We start from the raw sequence: 25192 nt of genomic DNA, 5'->3' as shown, positions 1-25192 counted from the left end.
GGCGCTCGGAGCTAAAGATCAGGCTTTCCTCATCAGTCCCGGAAATTGTTGAACTGAAGGGGCAGGTCCAGATCCGCCTCCCTGAGCATGGCAATGACATCCTGCAGGTCGTCACGCTTCTTGCCCGTCACCCTTACCTTGTCTCCCTGGATGGCAACCTGCACCTTGAGCTTGGCATCCTTGATCATTTTCACGATCTTTCTGGCGTCATCCGACTCTATGCCCTGGCGCAGCACTATGTGCTTTTTGATCAGCTTGCCGGATTTGGTGTCGCCTTCTTCCGACAGGGCCCGGCTGTCAATGTTGCGCTTGGCGAACGCCATGCGGAGCATGTCCATCATCTGTTCCAGCTGGAACTCCTGCTCGGCACTCAGGGTTACACCCTTCTCGTCCAGCTCGAAGGACGCGTCCACGTTCTTGAAATCCCAGCGGTTGCCCAGCTCACGATTGGCCTGGTCAACGGCGTTGGTGACTTCGTGCATGTCGATTTCAGAAACTATGTCAAAAGATGGCATGGTTATTACTCCGGAATTGCGAAAACCGTCACGTCGTGATGGATAATAGCGCCACCCCGAGGACTGATTCCGCATGTTTTACATTTATGCACAGCGGTCCTCATTTAAGGGGCTATAATGACCCTCGCCCGGAAACTTTGAAAGTTTTCAGGGACCCACTGGAAGGTGTCGAAGCATAACAAGACCGGGCTGGCACCGCACCCGAAATGGACCGACGATTAGTAGACGACAATGCCAAATCTAGATCTTCCGATTCTCGTGGTAGACGACGCCAAATTCAGCAGCATGGTTGTCGGGCGCGCCCTGCGCAAAGCCGGCTACCGCGATGTACGTATTGCCAACAATGCGCCGGACGGCCTGAAGCTGATGGAAGAGCGGGCGGTGAGCGTGCTGATTGCCGACTGGCTGATGCCGGAAATGGACGGTCTGGAACTGACCGACAGGGTGCGCCAGCAGGACGAGCAGGACAATCACTACACCTACGTGATACTGCTCACCGCCCGGGAAAGCGTTGAGGCCCTGGCGGAAGCCTTCGACCGCGGCGTGGACGATTTCATCTACAAATCCGACATGACCAAGCAGCTTATTTCCCGCATCTATGCCGCGGACCGCATGGCAGACCGTCAGAACACCCTGCTTACTGCGAATTCCCTGCTCATGGAAAACAACCGCGAGCTGGAAAAGACCAATATCATTGATCTGGAAACCGGCCTCTGCAACAACCTCTATGCCCGGGAACGGCTGTCCAAAAGCCTGCGCCAGGCCGAGTCACGGGGTGGCGCCTCCGCCTATGTTCTGGTTGGCATACGCAACTGGCAGAGCCTCAAGCGCCAGCACAGCGCCGCCACCATGAGCGAACTGGCGATTGGCATAGGCCGCCGCCTGAACCACCTGATTCGCCCAATGGATGCCCTGTGCCGGGCGGGGGACAACCAGTACGCCATCATTGCCCACTTCGACCAGAGCGACAATTGCTCCACCACGGCTTTCCGCCGCGTGTTTGACGGCATCAACCACAAGGCCCTGAAAACAACCGCCGGCTATATATCGGTGGAAGCCGGCATGGTGCTCTGCAAGGCCGACGCCCAGGGCGGCACTCCCTCGGTTCAGGAAATGGAGAGAGCAGCGGTACAGGGCCTGGTGGACGCCTACGAAACCAGAAGGTTCGTTGAGACAGCGCCCAATATGGCAGCGAGTGCGTGATACACACCGCCGGAAGCCTTTAACAATTGTTCACAACGCGACACACTTCACAGACAGACGGGAAGAGCGGCAAGCCTTATTATTGAATCGTGGATTTGAGAAGTACGCCCATGACAGAGAGGAAGTATGCAGTATCTCCGTCGCAGTATGGGTTCAAATCCGCCCGGATAACGAATTTTTCAGGCACTTTCGTTCTTTCCAGAGTATCTTTAGGCCAGCTTCTTAGCTGGCCTTTTTGTTGTGGACGAAGGGAAAGATCAAACACCACTCCATCCCCCGACCCAACCCCGACCTCAACGGGTGTGGCCTGCCTGTCCCAGCCCTGACTGCTATACTCCTGCCTTCATTAACCCGGAAATCAGACCATCATTATGTCCATCCTCGGCTCAGCATCTGTCGCCGCGCTCCGGCAGTACGTCCGGGCGGCCAGCAACCAGGGAATCGATACCGCCAGCCTGCTCTCCCAGGCCGGGCTCTCCCCTGACCTGCTTCTTTCTGATGAAGGACGCGTCGAAGGCGAGCGCTTCCAGACCTTCATCCACCTGCTCTGCGAGCACACGGGCAATCCGGTACTTGGCCTTGAAACCGGGGACTTTGTTCAGCCAGGCTCATACAGCGTGCTGGGCTACATCACCATGAGCTGCGCCACCCTGGGGGAAGCCATTGCCCGCATAGCGCCGTTTGAAAAGCTGGTGGGAGACATGGGCGTCACCCAGCTCGAGGACGCCGGGGACAACCTGCGACTGATCTGGCACTGCGCCTGGACCGACCCGCTGGTGCGCCCTCACCTGGTGGACAACGTATTTGCCTCCTGGATCCGCTATGCCCGCTGGCTGGCGGACGATACCGGGGCGGCTCCCACGGAAGTCACACTCCAGCGCGCGGCGCCCTCACCGGAGCAGACGGAGGCCTATACGGAACGCTGGGGCTGCGAGGTAAGATTCAGTGCCCCTGAAAACAGCCTGCTGCTGGCAAAAAGCCTGCTGGCCGTTCCCCTCCGCCAGCCGGATCCCTTGCTGCGCAGAACCCTCGAAGCCCATGCCAACAGCCAGCTGGCAACACTGGAGAGCGACACCGCACTGACCACGAAAGTAAAACACAGCATCCAGCAGCAGCTTCTTCAGGGCATCACCCGGCAGGACATGATCGCCGAGCACCTGGGCATGACCAGCCGCACCCTACAGCGCAAGCTGAGCCAGGAAGGCGTCTCCTATCAGGCGTTACTGGATGAGGTAAGGCAGGCCATGGCGGAAGATCTGCTGGTAAACACGGATCTGGCCATTCCGGACATAGGCGAAAGGCTCGGGTACAGCGAACCCACGTCTTTTCACAGGAAGTTCAAGGCAGTGACCGGGATAACGCCGGGGATGTTTCGAGCTGAGGCGGGGGCGGGGTCAGATCAAGCCTGATCTGACCCCTGTCTGGCAGGCCTTCGCGAAAGGGGTCAGATCACGCTTGATCTGACCCCTGTCTGTGACCCAAGTACCGGCTTAAAGCTTGCGCCCCTTGCTGGCCGCGATCCGCAGGCGCAGTGCGTTGAGCTTGATGAAGCCTTCGGCGTCTTTCTGGTCGTAGGCGCCCTGGTCTTCTTCGAAGGTGGCGATCTTCTCATCGAACAGGGAATCATCGGACTTGCGGCCGACAACGTCCACATTGCCCTTGAAGAGCTTCAGCCGAACCACGCCGTTGACGTAGGTCTGGGTCTGGTCGATCAGTGCCTGCAGGGCTTCCCGCTCCGGGGACCACCAGTAGCCGTTGTAGATCACCTCGGCGTAGCGGGGCATGATGCTGTCTTTCAGGTGAGCCACTTCCCGGTCAAGGGTGATGGACTCAATGGCACGATGGCCTTTCAGCATCACTGTGCCGCCTGGGGTTTCGTAGCAGCCCCGGGACTTCATGCCCACGTAGCGGTTCTCGACAATATCCAGCCGGCCGATGCCGTTGTCACCCGCCACTTTGTTCAGGTGGGCCAGCACTTCGTGGGCCTTCATGGCCTGACCATCGATGGCGACAATGTCACCCTTCTCGTAAGTCAGCTCAATATAAGTCGGTGTGTCCGGTGCTTTCTCTGGCGAAACCGTCCAGCGCCACATTTCTTCCTCGGCCTCGGCCCAGGGATCTTCAAGCACCATGCCTTCATAAGAGATGTGCAGCAGGTTGGCATCCATGGAGTAGGGGGACTTGCCCTTCTTCATCTCAACCGGGATATCCCGCTCCCTGCAATAGGCCAGCAGCTTCTCGCGGGAATTCAGATCCCACTCGCGCCAGGGGGCGATCACGTGTACGCCTGGTTTCAGGGCGTAGGCGCCCAGTTCAAACCGAACCTGGTCATTGCCCTTGCCGGTAGCACCGTGGGAAATGGCATCCGCGCCGGTTCTGTTGGCAATATCAATCAGCTTCTTGGCAATCAGCGGGCGGGCAATGGAGGTGCCCAGCAGGTATTCGCCCTCATATACCGTGTTGGCCCGAAACATGGGAAACACGAAATCCCGGACGAATTCCTCACGCAGATCCTCAATGAAGATCTCCTTGACCCCCAGCGCCTCGGCCTTGGCCCGCGCCGGTTCGACTTCCTCGCCCTGCCCCAGATCGGCGGTGAAAGTCACCACCTCGCAGTTGTAGGTATCCTGGAGCCAGCGCACGATGACCGAGGTATCGAGACCGCCGGAATAGGCCAGAACCACCTTGTTGATATCAGACATGCTCTTGCTCCCGCCTGAACAGAATGGATGTTTCTAAAAGAAGGCGCATATTGTACGGGAGGGGGCTGGGAATGGCTATCGCGGGGCTGCTGTCACTTCTGGCCAGTCCGGCAAACGGAATATCTCTTCCAGTTCGCCGGTCGCCCGCATCTGCCGGATGGCTTTGCGGACAGCCAGAAAAAGCTCCGGATGACGGGCCTTTCGGGACATGTAGAGAATGCCCTTCTGTTCGCTGATCACCACCCCCGCCTGGAACTGGTCAAGCGACTCGTTCATCACTTCAATCGTGTGGTAAAAAACATGATCAGTAGATACAAGCGCCCGTATCCGCCCCAGAAGCAGCATCTCCACCGCCTGGTTCAGGTCAGCCACAGCGACCTTGCGGATCTCCCGGTTGTTCGCAAAAGCCTCCCCGTACCAGGTTCCGCGAATATAACCCACCGCCTCGCCAGCAAGGCCCTCAATGTTCAGGGGAACATCGTCGGCTGCACGGCTAACAACAAGAACTCTCGTGGTTACAATCGGCTCCACTGGAATACCTGCAGCCTCGGCCCCGGGGCTCTCGAACAGGGGCACGAAATCCGCCTCGCCTGTCTCCAGTTCCCGCAGAGCACGCCGGTGGGGAAGTACCCTGTTCATCAGAGGGAGATCGGCGACGGCGGACAGCCTCTCAGCGAAGCGAACCAGGGTTCCGGCTGGCTGTTCGCCCGGCTCCTTATAGCCCCAGGGCCATACCCCGGGGGTCGCGAATATGAGCGGTGTTAACTGCTCAGGAAATGGCGAGAGGTTTTGAGGATTCAGAAGCCCACGGCGGGGCGTTTCTTCAGCAAAGGAAGCCTGGCCGGCCAGCGCCAGAAGCAGAAAGGAGAGGCAGAAAAAGCGACATCCTCTGGGAAAAAGCGCAAGTTGCATGGGTTTTGACCATTATCAGACTGGTCTGTCGTTCATTGGTGTCAGCATATCACCGACCCGGCCACTCTTTTTCATCTACCTGAAGTCAAGCACAGGTGCTGCGCTATGGCAAAGTGGCCGGGGCTTTTCGCCAAAACAGCGCTTTAGCCGATGGCCTGAGCTGTAGCAGGCTGAGTTGCCTCTTCACGGATGCCATCCCAGCCTTCCTTGATCTGGCGTAGCAGGCCGGCGACTTCGTCCAGCTTGGCCACATCGTTGCGGGCGTTGGCTTCGAACAGGGTGCGTTCCATGTATTCGTAGAGAGCCTCAAGCCGTTGTGCCAGCTCGCCGCCCTTTTCGAAATCGAGGAAGCTACGGAGGCCGCCAACGATCTCAATAGCTTTACTTATCAACTTGCCCTTACCGGCAAAATCCTTGGCCTGCATGCGGGCTTTCGCCATATTGATCCGCTCAAGCGCCCCACTGTAGAGCAGGTGGATGAGCTTGTGGGGGTCGGCATCGGTGATGCTGGTTTGGGTGTTTACCCGCTGATATGCCTGTAGACCGTTCATAATTCACCTCGTGTTTTTGACTGCGCTTTACCGCGGCTAGTTGTTTCTGTTGTTCTGGGGGGCAAGAGCTGCCAACTGCTGGGTTACGTAATCCCGGGTGCTGTTCAGCTGCGCAATAAGAGAGTCCGCCGCCGAGAACTGCTTCACCAGTCGTTCCCGGTAAGACTCGATCCGATCGTCGAGCCTCACGCGATCTTCCGCAATCCTGTCCATGGTGCGCTGCAGACTGTCTGTGCGACTTTCAAGAGAGCCATCGGATCCCACGATGTTGGTCACCAGATTAACAGTGCGCTCACCAACGCCTTCAATGAAATTAACCGATCCCCTCGCTCCGGTTGCGCCTCCGGTAATACGTACCTGGAGCCCCGAAGCCGGGCCGGCATCATTCTCCAGAAACAGTACCTGTCCATCCCCTTTGGCCGACCGACCATCAATCGTTCCTGCGGCATCAATGCCTGCGGTACCAGTTGCGACACTCAGCCCCAGATCCGCTGCTGTGTTCGTATCTACGGCCGTTATATTGACATTGGAGTCGCTGCCGAATTTGCCAGAGTTGAATGAAAGCGTCCCGGCGACTGCATCAAATGCCACTGAAACGGATCGGCCGGCGGCAGCCAGGGCGGAATTGCCATTAAGCTGTGTCTGAATCTCCGCTGCCAGTGCGTCGCGGGTATAGGTGCCAGCAGTAAGAGTGATACTGGCGGAAGTTGAACCATCGATATTGAATGAGAGTTCGTCATTGTCTGCGTTGATGGTAACGTCTGCAGTGCCAGCGTTAGCGCCGCTCAGTGCTCCGCGAGTGGCAAGCTGGGTCACATTAATATCGTATTGCCCTGCCTCGGTCTCCCCCCCGCTTCGAACAAATTCTACCTGGGAATCGGTAGCCCGGCCCTGTTCCGCGAACAGAGCCGTTACGTCATCGGGATTGGCTTTAAGCTGACTTTCAAATTTGTCCCGATCGAAATCCAGGGCACCAGTTTCGTAGTTCGTAGTAATGCCTACGTCAGCCAGACTCCGAACAGAGGCATTCTCAAGGCCCGGCACTACACGACCCAGGATACTCTGCAGTTGCCCCTGAATATTGCGCACTGTTGAATCGCCATTCAACAAGCCCCCCTGCCCGGTTTCAGCATTGAAACCGGCAAGCCCCTTGATGGTCTGCTGTAACGCGTTGAACTTGTCGACGAATGCGCCAACACGATCTGCCACAGCACCTGTGTCCTGTTCCACCTTGACGGAAGACGTTGCCCCCTCCGCTTTCACTTCGAAAGACAGGCCGTCAATTACATTCTCAATGTTGTTTGTCGGCCGGCTGACGCTGATGCCGTTGATCTGGACAACCGCATCCTGCGCAGCAACCGTCTGGGTCAGATTCTTGTCAGTGGCATTAAATGCAAATTGGGACAGGCCAGCGGCGTCTGAGTTGTTGCCATCACTATCAGTCACGCCGATGCTGATGGCATTCGCCTCCCCGGTCTCATCCGCCGACATAACCAGCCGGAAGCCACTACCAGTGTCGATCACGCCAGCCGAGGCTCCAACATTTGCCTCGTTGATTGCATTGGCGAGCCCCTGCAGTGTGTTGTTGGAGCCGTCGACGGTAATGGTTTTGGTCTGGTCGCCCACCTGCAAAGTCAGAGAACCGGTGCCGATGGTTGTCGCATCCTTGTCCGCGAAACTGCCCGAAGCCAGGGACTGGGCCTGAGCAAGCTTGTCCACCTGAATGGTATAGCTGCCGCGGCTGGCTTTGGTGCTGTCGACGGAAACCGCCACATCGCTATTGGAGGACGAGGCCGAGAAGGCTTTCAGGTTATCCGGGGAACTCAGTTGGCGCATGGGAAGCCGGAGCTCGGTAACTGCGCTTCGCAACTTGCCATAAGCAGAAATCAGCGCCTCGGTGCGCTGCTCGTTGAAAGCCAACCTTTGAGAGGCTGGTTTCCGCTCCGCAGCCACCAACTGGTCTACAAGGTCGGAGGTTAAAACGCCCGAACCAACACCGAGTGATGAAATCGCCATAATGATTGCCTCTCGAGGCTTATTGAATGTCTATAACGGTTATCGGCACCAGGCGGCAAAACTTTGCCCCATCACCTCAAATACCGGCACCGATTTGTAACAGCCTGTTACCGCAATTTTTTTGCCACGGAACCCACGGAAAGACACGGAAAAGATCTTCTTTAGCCACGGACGACACCTCGGCGCAAAGGGGTCAGATCAAGCCTGATCTGACCCCTGTCTGACCATCTCTGCCCGCCCGCATCGTTCGTGCCAATAGCCGATGTTATTTTTCTTCCGTGTTCTTCCGTGGATTCCGTGGCTAATCGAATACCCAAAACGCAGAACACCGCCGGTCCATCTCAGGTGCGGCGGTGCTGTAAAACCGTTGTCTACATCAGGCCAAAAGCGGCAAGCTTTTACACCTTGATGTTAAACAACGTCAGCGGTTCTTCCTGCTGCAAGTTCTCTGCCAACCTCAATGCAAGTTCATCGGGAATCTGACGGATAACCTGCTGGGTTTGCTGATCGACCACGCGGACAATCGTTGAGCCCTTTTCGTTATCCACTTCAAACTGAAGATCCCGCTGTACGTTCTGAACGAAATCGTTCAGCTTCGAGACGGCGCCGTCCAGCTCCTCACGCTGTGCTTCAGTTCTGGCCTCCAGCTTTTCTGCTGTGGTTTTCTCCTGAGCCAGCACAGGCTTTACAAGGGTGGTACTGTCAGCGTCGATTGCCGATTGCGAGGAGGCATTTCTGCCCTCTGCCAGAGGTGACGCAGACGCCCGAGCCGGAGCTTGTTCACTGGAGCGAACCAGCTTCAAATCCGGGCTGTTCAGATTTACGTCATTCATGGTGCACCTCACTTCCTTCCTTTAGTAGAGAACCCCACGGCCGAGAACCGGCGCCTTGCGGCACCCGTTCCGGGTGGGTCAGCCCCTTACTGCAGGAGGGACAGAACCTGCTGGGGACGGGCGTTGGCCTGTGCCAGGACCGAAATGCCGGCCTGCTGCAACACCTGAGCCTTGGAAAGTTTGGCGGTTTCGGCCGCGAAATCAGCGTCCAGGATCCGACTGTTGGCAGCACTCAGGTTTTCCGAGGTGGTTGCCAGGTTGGCGATCGTAGACTCAAATCGGTTCTGAACCGCACCCATGTCAGCACGCGCCGTGGTGACCTCCTCCAAGGCGGCATCCGCAATTTCAAGTGCCTTTTGAGCGCCTACGAAGGTGGAGATATCCAAGTCCTTAACGAACGTTTCTGTCCCGGCAGCTGCTGTCGTGCTGTCCGCGGCTGCGAAACCAGTTCCAGTTACAGTACCTGCAATTGCTAGATCCCCCCCGGCCTTCACCGAAGTCAGAGTAATAGCGTCAGCCGAAACGTCGGCATAGACGCCAGTCTGATCGAACTTGTCATTGATGGCTTTCGCAAGCTCGCCGGCCTTTGCAGCAGCATCGGTGGTATTTTCCGCTACGTCATCGATTGTGACGCCGTTAATTGTTAACCCAGAAACTGCACCAGCGCCAGGCACTGTGTTTGTAACAGAAGCAGCAAACATAGCGCTACCGAGACCGTCAGCATTGGCATCAACTATCTTGCCGATACCAATCGTCTGCCCAGCGTCCGCACCAACCTGAAACAGCTGATTGGAAAAACTTCCGTCCAGCAGACTGGTGCCGTTAAAGTTTGTCTGATTCGCCACACGATCAATTTCCGAGGCCAGCTGATCTACTTCAGCGTTCAGGGCCGCTCGATCGGAATCCGAGTTAGTCGCATTGGCAGACTGAACGGCCAGCTCCCGGATCCGCTGGAGGTTATTGCCGACTTCGACCAGTGCACCTTCTGCCGTTTGGGCCAGAGAAATACCATCGTTGGCATTACGCGAAGCAACGTCCAGGCCGCGAATCTGGGTGGAAAACCGCTGGGAAATTGCCAGACCAGCCGCATCGTCTTTTGCCGAGTTGATGCGAAGGCCGGAAGACAGACGCTCAAGCGCCTGGTTGCTCAAATCCTGGGACTTGCTCAGCTGATTCTGAGCACTGAGTGATGCAACGTTCGTGTTGATACCAAGAGCCATAACTATTCTCCTAAAAATCTTTATGAACCGAATCTATGGGTGATTACTCCAGATTCTCTATCTCTGTAGCTAGTTAACGACCAGCCAGTTCATTTCTTTAATCGGTTCAGGCGCTATTTCATAACCGGATGATTTGATCACGTATCAAGCTTCGCCTTTTGAAAGAGCGCCAGTTATTCTTACTGCAAGAGCGAAAGAACCTGCTGCGGCCGCGCGTTAGCCTGGGCAAGCACCGAAATGCCGGCCTGCTGCAGCACCTGAGCCTTGGATAGCTTCGCGGTTTCGGCAGCGAAGTCCGCATCCAGAATTCGGCTGTTGGCAGCGCTCAGGTTCTCTGATGTGGTAGCCAGGTTAGCGATCGTAGACTCAAATCTGTTTTGCACCGCACCCATGTCGGCGCGAGCTGTAGTGACCTCTTCCAAGGCAGCATCAGCGATTTCAAGCGCCTTCTGCGCACCCTCGAATGTTGAAACATCCAGATCTTTAACAAATGTTTCAGTCGAGGCCGCGGCTGTGACTAGGGTGGTGCTCAGGCCTGAAGCAGCTGGCGTACCGGTTACAGCTAAGTCTTGATTTGCTTTAACAGAATTGAGGGTAAGTTTGTCCGTGCCATCAAACTCGGCGAACACTCCAGTCTGGTCGAACTTTTCATTAATCACCCTGGCCAGTTCTGCCCCGGTCTCAGCCACACTACCTTGTGCAGCTACAGCATCAATCGAAACACCGTTAATAACTAGAGCATTCTCAGCTACATCAGTAACTGTGCCCACTGAGTCCGCAGCAAACTTGGCACCTCCAAGCGCATCTGCATTAGCGTCAACAACCTTGCCTATCCCAATCGTCTGCCCTGCATCCGCACCAACCTGAAATAGCTGATTGGAAAAACTTCCGTCCAGCAGACTCGTACCGTTAAAGTTTGTCTGATTCGCCACTCGATCAATTTCCGAAGCCAGCTGATCTACTTCAGCATTCAGGGCCGCTCGATCGGAATCCGAGTTAGTCGCATTGGCAGACTGAACGGCAAGCTCCCGGATCCGCTGCAGGTTATTGCCGACTTCGACCAGTGCACCTTCTGCCGTTTGGGCCAGAGAAATACCATCGTTGGCATTACGCGAAGCAACGTCCAGGCCGCGAATCTGGGTAGAAAAACGCTGGGAAATTGCAAGACCAGCCGCATCGTCTTTTGCCGAGTTGATGCGAAGGCCGGAGGACAGACGCTCAAGCGCCTGGTTGCTAAGATCCTGGGACTTGCTCAGCTGATTCTGAGCACTGAGTGATGCAACGTTTGTATTGATACCGAGAGCCATAATGCTTCTCCTAAAACTGTGAAGTTTCTCTATAGAGGCTCGGCGCCCGATTTCAATTTTGGGGTGCCTCTGCTGTGTTGCTTAACGACCCTCCCCCGAAAACCTTGAGAAAAGTTTTCCGCTTTATTGTTAAGGATTGTAAAAGCGGCAAGCTGTTTCCTCTTTGAGGCAGCAGGAAACCGGCAGGGCGGACTACCGAATAAATCAACCTCTGTTTTTTAATAAATAAAAACAACTGGTTGTGAACATAAAATAAACCTGGCACAGCATTCGCTTTAGGGGTTACACGAGCGTTTATTTTGAACTTCGGCCGGCACGGCGCCTTCTCATGATCAGGCACTTGGCTTCCGGCTTCTCTGAGCAAGGAGAACGACATGCCTCAGATCATTAATACCAATATTGCTTCACTGAATGCGCAACGGAATCTTGACGCTTCTCAGCGCGATGCGAACGTAGCGCTTCAGCGCCTCTCATCGGGCCTGAGAATAAACTCCGCGAAAGACGATGCGGCTGGTCTCGCCATATCGACCCGTTTCGAGTCTCAGATATCGGGCCTTAATGTAGCCCAGCGCAACGCAAACGATGGTATCTCCCTGGCGCAGACGACGGAGGGGGCACTGGACGAAGTAGTGAGTAACCTGCAGCGAATCCGTGAACTCTCGGTTCAGTCCGCCAACGCCACCAACAGCACATCTGACCGTGAGGCACTGGACGCCGAAGTCCAGCAACGCATTGAAGAAATAACTCGTATTGCTACCCAGACAACCTTTAATGGCCTGAAGGTCCTTGATGGCACCTTTGGACAGGAAACGTTCCAGGTGGGCGCGAACGCTGGCGATACGATCACCGTTAACCTGACCCAGGGCGCACGTGCAGCCGATGTCGGTAGCATAGCAACGGCGAACGCTCTTGACGTTGACTTCACCGCACCCAAAGCTGTCGATACTGGAGATACGTTTACAGTTACCGTTGGAACCGAGGTGCAAAACGTCACCTTCACTGGAAAAGAAGAGAGCATCAACGAAGTTGTTGACACAATGAACAGTCAACTCGAGGGCGTATTCGCGATCGTAAGCGAAGCCGGCGATAGCATCGAGCTGAAATCACCGGAAGATCTGAGCGCAATTGCCCTGGGCGGGACCAACACCGGCACGGCTCTAGCTGTTGACGATACTGCTGCGACAGTTGACCTGACTGTGGGCGTCGATGGGATAGACATCACCACAGTGAATGGCTCCAACGATGCCATCGTCCGAATTGACACCGCTCTGACTGCCGTCAACGGAATCAGAAGCGAACTGGGCGCCGTCCAGAACCGTTTCGAATCCACTATTGCAAACCTGAGCACCACCTCAGAAAACCTGTCAGCCGCCAACAGTCGGATCCGAGACGCGGATTTCGCAGCTGAAACAGCCGAGCTGGCCCGCACCCAGGTCCTCCAGCAGGCCGGTCTCTCCGTCCTAGCCCAGGCAAACGCCCGGCCCCAGCAGGTGTTGCAGCTACTACAGGGCTAATCCTCCCAGTAGTACTCAAAAACGGTCGGCTTTGCCGGCCGTTTTTCATTTATGCCCAAGCCAACGAGAGCCTGAAAGCCCGGTGCAACTTACTCCAGTACTTTTAAGTTGACAGTAGATCTTTCAGCCAATCGACTGAAACCTTTATCGAATGTGACTAGACATGATGTTCTGGAAATTCTGCTATTTTAGTTCCCAGCTGAACCCGGACAAACATCCCCTCAAACAAAGCCGTCCGCCGCATCACCTGTTCACCCTCATCCCGCAACCTTGCATGCTCCGGATCCAGCTCGATCAGGCCGAGGAGTTGTAGCAACGTTATCATTCTCGAGCGCAGCGCAGATCGTGCCTGCGCCTCATCGCTCATGTAGACCACCGGGTAGGCGGCAAGTGGGAGCCGGGGAAGGCCCTGAGCATGTCGTCCAGGTATTCATCCACCGGTCGCCACTCATCACCTTTCTGCGACAGCAGCCAGAAGCAGAATGGTGCTGTGTACCGTACACCCTCCAAGCCCTGGTAGTGGTCCATTGAGGCCCAGCTGAGCCGGGTTAAAGCCGTGGAGAGCAGATCCCTGTAGAGCATCAACCAGCCTTTCTTCTCCAGCCTGGTTTCTGCGGTTTTCTTGAGGGAGAGCACGCCTTTCTGCTTTTTGGTGTAGCCGGCGATTTCCAGCAACACACGGGTGAGGATGACCGCCAGCACGTGTTCTTCGGAGCGAATCGGTGAATACCGGGCCATCGGTGCCACAACAGACGCCCCGCCAGCATCGATCATCGCCTTCACATGCTTCAGTGGCAGATTGCCCTTGCCGGTCAGGCGAATGCCTTTGCCTCTCATGGCCTCCACCAGCACGCCGGCCATACGAATAACAGGGGCTGTATCGAGCCGCTCATTCACCGATTCGGCATCGAAAAGCGGATTGAAAACAGAAGGGCAGTTCAGCGGGTTTTGTAACAACTCATGCACCTGGGACGGGCTCAGCCCCTGAAAATCGCTGGCCGCGGGCGCGCCATGCTCAGGATCCTCCGGGAACCAGTCATCGCGCTCGGCAAGATCCGCATTAATCTGGTCGAGATCGACAAATTCCGGGTCGAACCAGTCGCCAAACTATTCGCGAACGTCGATGTGCTCGGGATGCGCCATATCCTCCATGGCTTCGAGGAATTCGTAGAAGCCATGCAAGCCACCCACATCCTCCGGCGGGCATTGGCGCACGGCCTTGATACAGCGTGGCAATTTTTCGTTGCCTGCCTCTCCGGATGTGATCTTCTCCAGCACTATCTGATGCTCCCAGCTGTCGCCGAAATCATACTCGTAATGCAGCGTCTGCCCTTCACTGGACAGCACAGCTGAGACAGGCACAACGGCTTCATCCCGGAAGTTCATCATGCCGTCGAAATCCTCGGCCGGGTCGCCTATCAGGGCGCCGTCTTCTGTCTGGAACAGATGCAGGTGTGAAGCCTGCCAGCCCATAGCCACCTGGATAATGCGGTGAAGGTCCTGGAAGGTGGTGCCGGGCTCAATCAACAGTCGGCGCCATATTGGCGGCCTGGCCCCGGAGAGGGTTACTTTGAGCTGGTACGCGGTTTGGGGTCCGGAAGGCATGGGAGTTCCTGAGTTGAGCGAATGTCATCAGCTTCGCAGTTTACGTTCTGGCTGGTTTGCGTGATACTTCAACGGGTTTGTGAATGATAAACCAGGCTAAACTAGCTAAGCGACTGGAGAACACAATGGAATCCGTCAACATGCACGAAGCCAAAACCCGCCTGTCGCAACTGGTTGCGCGTGCAGCCAGGGGTGAGGCTTTTATCATCGCCAAAGCGGGGAAACCCGTTGCCCGTGTCACGGCTTACGACTCCCCTGAGGAGGGCCAGCAGAAGAGGATTGGCTTCATGGCAGGTGAATTCACCGTGCCGGATGATTTCGACCGGATGGGCCAGAAGGAAATAATCGAAATGTTCGGAGGCTGACGTGAACCTGCTTCCGGACATACACAAGGATCCCTTCGACCGAATTCTGGTTGCCCAGGCAGAAACCGAGGGCTTCTTGCTAATAACCTCTGATGAGCTGGTAGCACGCTACCCGGGGCCTATCCGGCTGATTTAGGGAGCCTCTGAGTTTGTCGGATTACGGCTTCGCCTGATCCGACCTACCATACTAACTCCGCCCTTCAGTAACACTGCCCACTGCATCGCCAAACTGGCACACCTTTCGCAACACCCTCCCCATACAGCTGCAAACCATCAAAAACCTGCAGTCTCTTGCCGCCGGGCATGCCGCGGCCTGATAACAACGAGGTGTTCCATGTACGCACAAAACCATTCCCGGAATTCCGCCTCCAGCAAGGCAGCGGTTGCCCTTCTGCTTCTGGAGGCCAATGCGGCCTACGGTGAGTCCAACAGTTCCCAGCGCTCATTTGTTCAGCGCGTCCGCTCACGCCAGGAATGCCGCGGGCAACTGAATGAGGTGCTGACGCTGGAACCGGCGAATGCGGCAGCTCTCGGCCTGCTTGGCCGGGTGGAGATGGACGATGGCTCCCTGGAGCAGGCTCATGTGCTGTTTACCACCAGCCTGAGACAGGACGCACATCAGCCACAGCAATATACCAATCTGGGCTACTGGGCACTGGCGTCCGAGCGCCCTGCCCTTGCCCAGGAATATTTCCAGGAAGCCCTGGCTCTGGACCGGCAATCCGCCGCCGCTTTCTGCGGCATTGCCCACGCCAAGCGCCAGCAGGGCCTTTTTGACGTGGCCTACATGCATTACCGCAAGCTGGTGGAGCTGGAACTGGAATGGCCGTCCATTTATAGCGGCATGCTGGTCTGCGCAGAGAACCTGAAAATCGACCGGGCGGATGATGAACTGGTCCGGGACGCCGTTGCGTTGCTGCGTCGTGAGGATCTTCCCCATCAGCAACTGGGGCATTTTGTTGCCAGCATCATCCGGCACAGATACAACCTGAATGATCCGGATGCGCAGATTAACCTCGATGAGGCGGCTGACGACGAACTGTTTGTACTGGCCCTGCAGAAAACCCTGATGCCGGACCCGGCAGTGGAAGAGCTGGCCGGCATGCTACGTCGGGCTGTCATCGCCGAAGTCGCAGGCACGGCGGCGCTGCGGGAAGGCCTGCAGACGCTAGCCATGGCCCTGGCACTCTACGCCGACCGCACAGGCTATGCCCTGGCGGTCGAGGATGACGAAGCAAACCTGATTGACGCGATAAACGGTAGCATCAGCGCCCAGTTCGCCCTTGGGGAGTCCATGGACGATATGGCGGGGTCCCTCATTCTGAGCGCCATGTATGGTGCTCTGTTTCATCAGGAATTTTCGGTGCAGCTGGGCCAGTGGAATCTGGTCGACTGGTCCCCCGGCCTTCAGACACTGATGGCGAGCAGCTATTACGAGCGGGCCACTGACGAAGCCATCAAACAGAATTTCGACGAAAAAGCGGAAGAGCTTTGTCTGGACCGGATGGACGTTCCCCAGGCATGGCCCAGCTGGGCACACCTGGCCTATCGTAACGAAACCAGCCTGAAGGCACTGATGGCCAGCGAGCTCAAACTGCCCACGGCTAGCCTGCCGGATACCCTGCGCCTTATGGTCTGTGGCGCCGAGTCCGGGCAGCGAGCACTGGAACTGGCCCGCTATCTCGATGACGTCGAAGTGATCGCAGTTGATGAGTCCCTGGCCAACATCGCCAAAGCCACCCGCCGCTCCCAGGAGCTCGGTCTCAACAACGTCGTGTTCTGGCCCTGGTCCATCGCCCAGCGATTTGTTGCGGATGGCCACAAGGTGCACTGGATCGAAATCGGCCGCCTGCCCTCGGTGCACATGACCGAGGTATCGCTGCCCGCCTTGGCGAGCTGCGCCACGGAGAGCGGGAGCGTAATTCACATGCATACGGCCATTGCCGAGCAGAGCGCGGGCGACCGTCATATCCGCAAGCTGATCCAGGAGCATGGCCTGACCGCCACCCGCGCCAACCTGCGCCGGCTGCGCCGCATGGTGCTGAACAACCGCCAGGACGCCATCTGGCAGGATCTGATATCAGAGAGCGATTTCTACGGCCTCGGAGGCTGCCAGGACCGCTGGTTCCGCCCCCAGGACACCGCCCAGCTTGAACAGCTGATGGCCATGATGAGCAACGAGGTGGACTGGAAACTGGTGAAGGCCCGTGACAGCGATGGCCACAGCCTGGCTACCGGCCCGGTGCAGAAGCAGTTGCAGGCGGAAGCCCTGGGTAGCCAGGTGCAGAGTCTGATGGGGCAGTCGCTGTCTGTTTACTTTGTGCGGCGGCGGTGACAAACATGGAGGGGTCAGATCAGGCTTGATCTGACCCCGGCGTAGGTCTCGGGCAACGGGAGTCAGGGGGTCAGATCAGGCTTGATCTGACCCCCTGAGTGGGCCTGACCCCGGCGCTGCTTCCGTGTCCTTCCGTGTCTTCCGTGGCTAAAAAATCCTTACGGGCTTAAACGTAAGGAATGAGCGATTCCCCATAAAGATGCAGCTCCTCCAGGATCTGCCGCTTCGCCGGTTCCAGCTCCGGGTCGGCGGCGAGGGCCTGGAGGATCTGGAAATAGCTCTCCAGTGACCGCCAGCCCTTTTTCGGCTGCATCAGCCTCTGCTGGCGGAATTCTTCCCAGCGCTCCTGCTCTTCCGATATCAGGGTTTCCGGGTAATTGCGAGCACGGTAGCGGAAAAGAAGCTCCGCCAGCCGGCCGTCCTGGAACTGGATGTCAGTCTCCCCGAGGGTTTCCACTGGCTGCTTCAGAACCCAGTCCAGTTTCTGTCTGTCTTCTTTGCTGATAAATCCACCCGCGTATAACTGCTCGTCCGGATCGGTGAGGTCGCCTTCGTGGGGCTGGTCGAACGCCTCGGCTATGCGGGCGGCCAGATCCGGGGCCTGGCGCAGCATTGCAAGGTTCGCGCGCAGCTTTTCACCATCCAGCTCCAGCTCCTGCAGGCGTTCCGGGGAAAGGCTTTTGAGCATGGTCGCCGGGGCGAGTACCGGGCACCGGTTAAGCTGAACGCCTTTCAGCGCGAAGCGGCTAACCCGCTCCCCCAGTTCCGCCTGGGAGGTGAAAACCCGCTGGCGGATCTGCTCCGGGGTGGCCTCAATCAGTTCCGAGGGGTCTTCTCTCAGATCGTAAACAATAACCAGGTTCTTGTTGGTCGGGTGCTCCGCAAGTGGCGCGACCATGGCGCAGCAGCCGCGGGTTGCCGGGAATTTCGCAGAAATGTGAAACACCGGCTTCATGGCCACGGTATCCAGCATGGCCCGGGCGGAATGCTTGTCCTTGTTCTGCAGGACAAACTCAAACAGCCTGGGCTGCTTCTCCCGGATCAGCCGCGCGATGGCCAGGGTGGCCTCCACGTCAGACATGGCATCGTGGGCGCTTTCGTGCTTGATGCCATTGGCCACTGTAAGCTCTTCCAGGCGGAAGCTGGGGCTGCCATCTTCCTTTTTTGGCCAGTTGATGCCTTCCGGCCGGAGGGCGTAGGTGAGCCGCACCATGTCTATTACGTCCCAGCGGGAATTTCCGTTCTGCCATTCCCGGCCATAGGGATCCCGCAGGTTACGGTACAGGGTATGCCGGGTGACTTCGTCGTCAAATCGCAGGCTGTTGTAGCCCACAACGCAGGTGCCGGGCTGGCTGAAGGCTTCATTGATCTGGCTGATGAACTCAGCCTCGGGAAAACCTTCCGCCATCGCCTTCTGGGGCGTAATGCCGGTAATCAGGCAGGCCTCGGGAGCCGGCAGGTAATCATCAGAAGGCTTGCAGTAAATAACCAGGGGTTCTTCGATGATGTTCAGGTCGGCGTCGGTGCGCACCCCCGCAAACTGGGAAGGACGGTCGTGAACAGGGTCCACGCCAAAGGTTTCATAGTCATGCCAGTAAAATGAACGGATCACTTCCTGCGACTCCTGCGCCGGTTACATCGGAAAAATACCGGCGCAGTTTAGCAGTCCCGGGGTCGCAAGTCAGACCACCGGACCAACAGAAGCGTCTGGCTCAGAACAGACCCAGGCCGCGGTCAATGTGCTCGGTCCGGGCACGGGGAATTCCGCTCTGAAGGGTCGGCAGATCCAGAGTCATGCTGGTGGGCAGGTTGAAGAATACGCCGGCCTCCGCCGGGGCCTCTACCACCCCATCCACACCTGTCCATTCCACGGCCTGCTTCTGGAAAGACAGAAAGAAATCCTCTGTAAAACCGACGGTCCCGTCCGGGTTGGCAACACCCACATCCAGGGTCTTCAGGTTGGTCAGAGGCGCGCAGTTTACGCCGGTAGCGCAGTCGGTGGCTGCATCGGCAAGACCAACATGAGTGGCCCGATAGTCGGTTGCGGTGGTGGTGGAGTCAAACAGCGTAGCCTGACTGGCCGTACCAGTGTCGTCTTCAAGCTGCAGGCCGAGATCACCGCTGAAGCTGGTGATGTCCCCGGACAGGGTCCCGCGGGCCCTGTTCAGGCCAAAGCGGAACCCGGCCACCTCGCCATTCTGCTCGGCAAGTTCAAAGTAGGGGTCGGCGCCAACAAACGGCACTATGTCCCCCGCGGCGTATGTCTTGCCGTCGATCTGTACGCTGGTGGCGTCCTGCGAAATATGGCCCAGCGAGAGCTGGTTTACTGCGACATCGGCCTGTGTGCCATCGTCGCCGAGCGCCAGGGTTTCAATATTGGTCTGGATTTCAGCATCCATGCCCAGAGTAAAACGGGTGAACTGTTCGGTGGTTCCTGTGGTGCGATCCACGGCTATCATGGCCTGACCCTGAACCTGCCCCATTTCCTTCTCGGAAATGGGCGTCAGTTCCCCATGGGCGACTCCGGCCACAAGCAGGAATATCAAGCCGGGGACCGCTTTATCGAGCGCTTCCCTGATCATATTGTTCTGTCTCTGTGTAAGGGTCTTCACTGCGTTTCATGCGCCAAAGGCTGGTGGTTTTATGTTTCTATCCAGCCGCGGTCTTTTTCTTCTGATTCTTTTAGTGACTGTGTTGACACTATAACCGGGCCTCGCGGGCCAGTTTCGTGACGCCTGTCACATCGGGCCGGGACACGTCTTCTACTGTCACTGTTTTAGACGTGCATCTCAAATTCCCATAAATTTCAAATTGTTGGTACATATGTGCCACTTCCCCTAATGGTCTCATCAGCCAGACAGTGCCAGGCACTCGCGCCACGGCGAAAACAGCCCTTGACTGCTACACTTGGAACAAATTAAAGCATCTGCCGGTAACCCAGAGGTTCAAAACACTGCATGACCACGAAAGTGCTGATCTGTGACGATTCAGGACTGGCCCGCAAACAGATGGCGAGAGCCCTGCCCGGAGACTGGGGCGTGGAAACCCTGTTTGCCGTCGACGGACTTGATGGCCTGGAAAAACTCAGGGCTGGTGAAGCGGAAATCCTTTTTCTGGACCTGAACATGCCGGAGCTGGACGGCTACGGCGTCCTTGAAGCCATCAATCGCGAGGACCTGCCCGTTCTTACCGTCGTGGTGTCCGGCGACATCCAGCCCCAGGCCCGGGAACGTGTAAAAAAGATGGGGGCGATAGACTTCATCAAAAAGCCGACCGATCCCCAGGTGATTGCAAAACTGCTTCAGGACTACGGGCTTTATCGGCCCGGCGAGGAACCGGAGTCGGGGCCTGAGGTTGAGGAAAATACGGCAGCAGCGGCTCCGGCCCCCATCGGCCTCAACGAGTACCTGCAGGAGGTTTCAAACGTGGCGATGGGACGGGCGGCGGATCTTCTGGCTCGGCTGCTCAACGTCTTTGTGAAGCTGCCGGTGCCGAGGGTGGCCATGATTGCCAAATCCGAACTGAGCATGGCCCTTTCGGCGGCTGATGAGTCATCCTACTCCGCGGTCTGCCAGGGGTTTATTGGCGCTGGCATCGCAGGGGAAGCCCTGCTGCTTTTTTCAGACTCAAGCTTTGATGACATGGCCAGGCTGCTGCAATACGATGATCCTTCCTCCGAGGCGGTCCAGGTCGAAGTCCTGATGGACATGTCCAGCATACTGTTTGGCGCCTTTCTCAAGGGCCTTGGCGACCAGCTGGATCTCAAGCTGGGTCTGGGCCACCCCATGGTTCTTGGGCAGCATCGCCGGATCAGTGATCTGCTGGAACACCACAGCCGGAATCCGGAACAGCTGCTGGCGATTGAAATCAACTACCAGATTGAAGGCCAGGCCATTTCCTGTGATCTTCTGGTCCTGCTCACCGAAGATTCCATTCCCCATCTCGAAAAAGGCCTGTTTTACCTGGCGGGGTGATGTCCTGGAGGACGCAATAGATGGCAGTAAATGAAAATGAAGTCAGTGCCTTTCACTGGCTCGTCGACATGCTTGAGTCCGTCGAGATGGGGCTGGTGGTTCTGGATCTGGAATACCGGGTGCAGGTGTGGAACGGCTTCATGGAGAACCACAGCGGCATCACCGCCAACCGCATGCGGGACAGAAACCTTTTTGAAGCCTTTCCGGATCTTCCGGAAACCTGGCTCAGGCGCAAAGTGGATTCGGTCGTCCTTCTGAATACCCGCGCCTTCACCTCCTGGGAGCAACGGCCTTTCCTCTTCCGGTTCCGCAACACCCGGCCCATCACCGGCACCGAAGATTTCATGTATCAGAACCTGACCATCAGCCCCCTCGCCAGCCCCGATGGCCGGATCGAAAAAATCTGCCTGATGATCTATGACGTGACGGACGTGGCCAGCGGCCGGATGGCGCTTGAGCGGGCAAACCAGCAGCTGGAAAAACTCAGCATGACCGACCGGCTCACCGGCCTGCTGAACCGGGGCACCTGGGAAAACCTGGTGGACGCCGAATATGAGCGCTTCCGGCGCTATGGCAACCCGGTGTCCCTGGTGATGTTTGATATCGATCACTTCAAGAAGGTAAATGACACCTGGGGGCATCTTCCGGGCGACGAAGTCATAAAACACACCGCCCAGGTCACCAGGGACAGTTTGCGCCAGTCCGACAGCGCCGGGCGGTATGGTGGGGAGGAATTTGGCATCATCCTGCCGGAAACCGACCCCGAAGGCGCAAGGACCATCTGCGAGAGGATCCGGGAAACCATTGCCGCCAGCGTGGTGAAGACCTCAGCCGCTGACATCCAGTACACCGTCAGCATCGGAATAGCGCCCCTGACCGACGAGCCGGAAAACTACATGAAGTGGCTGGAGCAGGCGGACAATGCGCTCTATGCGGCCAAGGAGAGTGGCAGAAACAGAGTGGTGGTCTTTGGTGATGATGTTAACGTCCCCTGAGCAATCTGAAAGACCGCCTCACCTGCAGGGATTCAGGGCCTGCAGTGCCAGTTCTTCAGTGGCCAGTAGTCTCCTCACTTCATTTCTCCCTGGAAATATCCCGGTTTGAGAGCCAGACACTCTGGTATGGGCTGAGAGTCAGAGTACCGGAAAGATTGGTGATCGTTTCACCGGAAACAAGATCTACCCACTCGTCGGTACTGATAAGATTGATGTCCGTGAGCGCCACCTGCTGCACTTCGTCGCTGATATTGTTTATGCAGAAAATCGACTGGTCCCTGCGCATGCTCTGCCGCCAGAAGCCGAAGATCTGCAGGCCCAGGTGGAGGGTAAACTGGGTGGCATTGGGGTGAAAGGCAGGGTGCTCCCGCCGGATGGCAACCAGCCGTTTCAGTTGCCGGAAGACTTCCCGGTGGTGGCTCAGGGGGTCGGCGAGCTTTTCTTCAAGCACCCCTCTCTCCCAGCGGCTGCGATTGATGGCGCGGGAGACTCCCGTTTCCTCCACCCGCCGGTAGTCGTTCTGCGTGCCAAGAAAACTGTGAATATAGATCGCCGGAATGCCCTCCAGCGCGAGCATGATGGCGTGGGCACAGACAAATCGCTGAAGGCTCCACTGGTCTTCCCCGCCGGCAGCCGTTCCCTTGAGCGCGTCATACAGAGCTATATTCATCTCATAGGGCTGTTCAGCCCCTGTTTCCGTTCTGCGGTATGAAACCCGGGCCCCGAAGGATTCAAGGGTTGAGACCAGCTCCTGCTTTTCGGTTTCAGTAAGCAGCCCATCGGTCGGTCTCATGCCTATGCCGTCATGAGACGCAATGAAATTCAGATAGGTGGTGCCCATCTGTGCTGGCGGCAGGCTCATCAGCCAGGTCTTCAGATGCCGGCAGTTACCCGTAACCAGGGTCTGGATCAGCAGGGGCGGAAGAGAAAAGTTGTAGATGGCGTGAGCTTCGTTGGCGTTGCCGAAATAGGTGAGGTTCTCACGGTGGGGAACATTGGTTTCGGTAATAATGATCGCATCGGGCGTGTGATGCTCAATCAGGGTCCGGAGAATCTTGATAAGCTCATGGGTCTGCTGCAGGTGGATGCAGGGCGTGCCCACTTCTTTCCAGAGAAAGGCCACCGCGTCCAGACGGAAAATGGTAACGCCCCGGGCCAGATATTCCCGGATAATCTTCACAAACTCGATCAGAACCTGGGGGTTGGCAAAGTTCAGGTCCACCTGATCGGCGCTGAAGGTGCACCAGACGTACCGTTCTCCGTCTTCGGTCATTACCGGTGTCAGTAGCGGCGAAGTGCGGGGCCGCACAACCTTACTCAGATCATCGCCGGGATCTGCCTCAAAGAAGTAATCACGACCAGGATCGATCCGCTTTATGAAATTCCCGAACCACTCACTGCGCGCGGACATATGGTTTATCACCAGGTCCGCCATCAGGCTGAAATCGCCAGCGATGCGTGTGATGTCATCCCAGTCACCGTACTCTTTCCTGACGGCCAGGTAGTCAATAACTGAAAAGCCATCGTCTGAGCTGAACGGAAAAAACGGCAGTATGTGGATCCCGGTCACCGTATCCCGGAGGTGGTCCCCGAGAAAGTCGGCAAGGGTAACCAGTGGCTTTTCACCCTCTTCCAGAACCGAATCCGGGTAGGTGATGAGGAACACATCGCCCTGGTTCCAGTGATTGTCATGGGGCTCTGGCGGCTCGGCATCGGAAGCTATTCCCAGAGTCTCGATCAGCTGGTCCGCCAGGTATTCGGTGTCCAGCTCCGGATAAACCACCCTCAACATGGTTGCAAGCTTTGCGGTCAGTTCCTGTCCCATGAATGCAGCTCCGACTCCTGTTTTAACTGACTGTTTAACGGGGCGCTTAACTAACTGCCTGACTGGCTCTTCGAGGGACTGCTGAACTCCCGGTTATCCGCTTCAACAGCCTCGACCATCTGGCTCATGATATCCGGGATGGCGCTGGTAACCCGGCTCCAGCTCGCAATGAAGGGGGTATCCATGGGCTTGTCCAGAAAGTGCGCGCCTGCCCTCATGATATTCTGGGCAAAAAGCTCCACTGCCTGCTCTTCGGAGTGCCGGTCAAAGCTCAGGCCGTTGATGGCGGCCTCATTCTCGTAAGTCTCTATGAAATCCAGCGCAATCCGGTAGTACACCGCTTTTATGGTCCGGAAGGTCTCTGTGGAAAAAATCTCGCCGTTGGTAGCAAGTTTACGGAAAACCGCCTTGCTGATATCCGTGCTCATTCTTGAGAGGCCCTTGCTTGCATCCTCCGGTGACAGGTCCTGATGTTTGTGGTCGTAGTTATCCGCTATGTCCACCTGACACAGGCGAGTGGTGGCATAGTTGCGCTTCATTTCCGAAAGCACCCCCACCTCAAGCCCCCAGTCAGCGGGAATTCGGAGGTCCCGTATCACATCCGTACGGAAGGAGAACTCACCAGCAAGGGCATAGCGGAAGCTGTCGAGGTAATCGAGGAAGTCACTGGGGCCACAGACCCTTTTGAGGGCCCTGATCAAAGGGGTTACGAGAAGACGGTTGACCCTGCCATTGATTTTGCCGTCCGCAACCCGGGCGTAATAGCCCTTGCAGAACTCATAATGAAACGCAGGATTTGCCACCGGGTAGATCAGCCGGGCAAGCAGACTCCGGGAATAGGTCAGAATGTCGCAGTCGTGCAGCGCAACCGCTTCGGCCCGGTCCGACGCCAGCACATAGCCGAAACAGAACCACACATTGCGCCCTTTGCCCTTCTCCGTGGGTGCCAGACCTTCTTCCCGAAGGCGCTCGTCGATGGCCTGCATCCTGGGACCGTCATTCCAGAGCACGGTCACATCCTGGGGCAGCCCGGAAAAGTACTCAAGGGCATGGCGATATTCGGCTTCAGAGGCCCGGTCCAAGCCTATGACAATCTGCTCCAGATAAGGCACCTTCGCGAGCTCTTCCACAATATGTTGCAGGGCTGGCCCCTGCAGCTCCGAGTAGAGCGACGGTAGCACCAGTGCCATGGGTCTGGCCCCGGAAAAGCCCAGGAGCTCAGCCTCCAGCTCCTCCACCGGGCGCCGGGAAAGGTTGTGAAGAGTCGTTATGATTCCGTTCTGATAAAAGTCGCCCATACGCTGCCTCTCGCCCTGATGA

23 protein-coding genes are annotated in these 25192 nt (G+C 57.0%); 8 read left to right on the top strand and 15 right to left on the bottom strand.

Annotated elements, in window-relative coordinates:
- Positions 1-32: 32 nt before the first annotated feature.
- A complete protein-coding gene (locus LG327_RS10425; protein ID WP_404361748.1) occupies positions 33-515 on the bottom strand; it encodes a YajQ family cyclic di-GMP-binding protein in 483 nt (160 codons plus the stop codon).
- A gap of 231 nt (positions 516-746) precedes the next feature.
- Here LG327_RS10425 and LG327_RS10420 point away from each other — a divergent pair, with 231 nt between their 5' ends.
- On the top strand, positions 747-1718 hold the full coding sequence (locus LG327_RS10420) for a response regulator (protein ID WP_404361747.1): 972 nt from the start codon (positions 747-749) through the stop codon (positions 1716-1718).
- 371 nt (positions 1719-2089) lie between these two features.
- On the top strand, positions 2090-3127 hold the full coding sequence (locus tag LG327_RS10415) for an AraC family transcriptional regulator (RefSeq protein ID WP_404361746.1): 1038 nt from the start codon (positions 2090-2092) through the stop codon (positions 3125-3127).
- A gap of 81 nt (positions 3128-3208) precedes the next feature.
- Here the strand turns inward: LG327_RS10415 and LG327_RS10410 are convergent, their stop codons facing one another.
- The 7 genes from LG327_RS10410 to LG327_RS10380 all read right to left on the bottom strand — a co-directional run bounded on the left by LG327_RS10410 (position 3209) and on the right by LG327_RS10380 (position 11259).
- Positions 3209-4420: an argininosuccinate synthase gene (locus tag LG327_RS10410; RefSeq protein ID WP_404361745.1), complete on the bottom strand. Its 1212-nt coding sequence runs from the start codon at positions 4418-4420 to the stop codon at positions 3209-3211.
- A 75-nt stretch (positions 4421-4495) separates the two neighbouring features.
- A complete protein-coding gene (locus LG327_RS10405; RefSeq protein ID WP_404361744.1) occupies positions 4496-5332 on the bottom strand; it encodes a substrate-binding periplasmic protein in 837 nt (278 codons plus the stop codon).
- 143 nt (positions 5333-5475) lie between these two features.
- Entirely contained in the window at positions 5476-5883 is a 408-nt protein-coding gene (gene fliS, locus LG327_RS10400) for a flagellar export chaperone FliS (RefSeq protein ID WP_404361743.1), read from the bottom strand.
- 36 nt (positions 5884-5919) lie between these two features.
- Entirely contained in the window at positions 5920-7899 is a 1980-nt protein-coding gene (fliD, locus tag LG327_RS10395) for a flagellar filament capping protein FliD (protein ID WP_404361742.1), read from the bottom strand.
- 398 nt (positions 7900-8297) lie between these two features.
- Entirely contained in the window at positions 8298-8732 is a 435-nt protein-coding gene (locus LG327_RS10390) for a flagellar protein FlaG (RefSeq protein ID WP_404361741.1), read from the bottom strand.
- 86 nt (positions 8733-8818) lie between these two features.
- Positions 8819-9952, bottom strand: a complete 1134-nt coding sequence (locus tag LG327_RS10385) for a flagellin (RefSeq protein ID WP_404361740.1) — start codon at positions 9950-9952, stop codon at positions 8819-8821.
- Between the two features lie 179 nt (positions 9953-10131).
- Positions 10132-11259: a flagellin gene (locus LG327_RS10380; RefSeq protein ID WP_404361739.1), complete on the bottom strand. Its 1128-nt coding sequence runs from the start codon at positions 11257-11259 to the stop codon at positions 10132-10134.
- A 374-nt stretch (positions 11260-11633) separates the two neighbouring features.
- Here LG327_RS10380 and LG327_RS10375 point away from each other — a divergent pair, with 374 nt between their 5' ends.
- A complete protein-coding gene (locus tag LG327_RS10375) occupies positions 11634-12773 on the top strand; it encodes a flagellin (protein ID WP_404361738.1) in 1140 nt (379 codons plus the stop codon).
- Positions 12774-12930: 157 nt separating this feature from the next.
- Here LG327_RS10375 and LG327_RS10370 read toward each other — a convergent pair whose 3' ends face one another.
- From LG327_RS10370 to LG327_RS10360, 3 genes are all read right to left on the bottom strand, one after another.
- Positions 12931-13140 (bottom strand): hypothetical protein, encoded by a 210-nt coding sequence (locus LG327_RS10370; protein ID WP_404361737.1) that lies wholly within the window; start codon positions 13138-13140, stop codon positions 12931-12933.
- Positions 13137-13730 (bottom strand): hypothetical protein, encoded by a 594-nt coding sequence (locus LG327_RS10365; protein ID WP_404361736.1) that lies wholly within the window; start codon positions 13728-13730, stop codon positions 13137-13139. Before LG327_RS10365 ends, LG327_RS10370 begins: the two co-directional genes overlap by 4 nt.
- Before the next feature lie 150 nt (positions 13731-13880).
- Positions 13881-14378: a plasmid pRiA4b ORF-3 family protein gene (locus LG327_RS10360; protein ID WP_404361735.1), complete on the bottom strand. Its 498-nt coding sequence runs from the start codon at positions 14376-14378 to the stop codon at positions 13881-13883.
- A 125-nt stretch (positions 14379-14503) separates the two neighbouring features.
- Here LG327_RS10360 and LG327_RS10355 point away from each other — a divergent pair, with 125 nt between their 5' ends.
- The 3 genes from LG327_RS10355 to LG327_RS10345 all read left to right on the top strand — a co-directional run bounded on the left by LG327_RS10355 (position 14504) and on the right by LG327_RS10345 (position 17078).
- Positions 14504-14743: a type II toxin-antitoxin system Phd/YefM family antitoxin gene (locus LG327_RS10355; protein ID WP_404361734.1), complete on the top strand. Its 240-nt coding sequence runs from the start codon at positions 14504-14506 to the stop codon at positions 14741-14743.
- Between the two features lies 1 nt (position 14744).
- Complete coding sequence (locus LG327_RS10350; protein ID WP_404361733.1) at positions 14745-14879, top strand: hypothetical protein; 135 nt, start codon at positions 14745-14747, stop codon at positions 14877-14879.
- Positions 14880-15077: 198 nt separating this feature from the next.
- Positions 15078-17078, top strand: coding sequence for a tetratricopeptide repeat protein (locus LG327_RS10345; protein WP_404361732.1), 2001 nt, complete (start codon positions 15078-15080; stop codon positions 17076-17078).
- A gap of 166 nt (positions 17079-17244) precedes the next feature.
- On the opposite strand, the gene sbcB is transcribed toward LG327_RS10345, so the two are convergent.
- A complete protein-coding gene (gene sbcB / locus LG327_RS10340) occupies positions 17245-18690 on the bottom strand; it encodes an exodeoxyribonuclease I (protein ID WP_404361731.1) in 1446 nt (481 codons plus the stop codon).
- A gap of 100 nt (positions 18691-18790) precedes the next feature.
- Positions 18791-19660, bottom strand: coding sequence for a hypothetical protein (locus LG327_RS10335; protein WP_404361730.1), 870 nt, complete (start codon positions 19658-19660; stop codon positions 18791-18793).
- A 375-nt stretch (positions 19661-20035) separates the two neighbouring features.
- Between LG327_RS10335 and LG327_RS10330 the strand changes: the two genes are divergently transcribed.
- Both LG327_RS10330 and LG327_RS10325 read left to right on the top strand, forming a co-directional pair.
- Entirely contained in the window at positions 20036-21052 is a 1017-nt protein-coding gene (locus tag LG327_RS10330) for a response regulator (RefSeq protein ID WP_404361729.1), read from the top strand.
- Positions 21053-21072: 20 nt separating this feature from the next.
- Positions 21073-22047 (top strand): diguanylate cyclase, encoded by a 975-nt coding sequence (locus tag LG327_RS10325; protein ID WP_404361728.1) that lies wholly within the window; start codon positions 21073-21075, stop codon positions 22045-22047.
- A 79-nt stretch (positions 22048-22126) separates the two neighbouring features.
- Here LG327_RS10325 and LG327_RS10320 read toward each other — a convergent pair whose 3' ends face one another.
- Together LG327_RS10320 and LG327_RS10315 are read right to left on the bottom strand one after the other, a co-directional pair.
- Positions 22127-23872, bottom strand: coding sequence for a sugar phosphorylase (locus LG327_RS10320; protein ID WP_404361727.1), 1746 nt, complete (start codon positions 23870-23872; stop codon positions 22127-22129).
- Between the two features lie 50 nt (positions 23873-23922).
- Entirely contained in the window at positions 23923-25170 is a 1248-nt protein-coding gene (locus tag LG327_RS10315; RefSeq protein WP_404361726.1) for a glycosyl transferase, read from the bottom strand.
- Positions 25171-25192: the final 22 nt, after the last annotated feature.

It is taken from the genome of Marinobacter sp. (assembly GCF_044799475.1).
Lineage (GTDB): Bacteria > Pseudomonadota > Gammaproteobacteria > Pseudomonadales > Oleiphilaceae > Marinobacter.
This window is presented reverse-complemented; position numbering and strand designations above follow the sequence as displayed.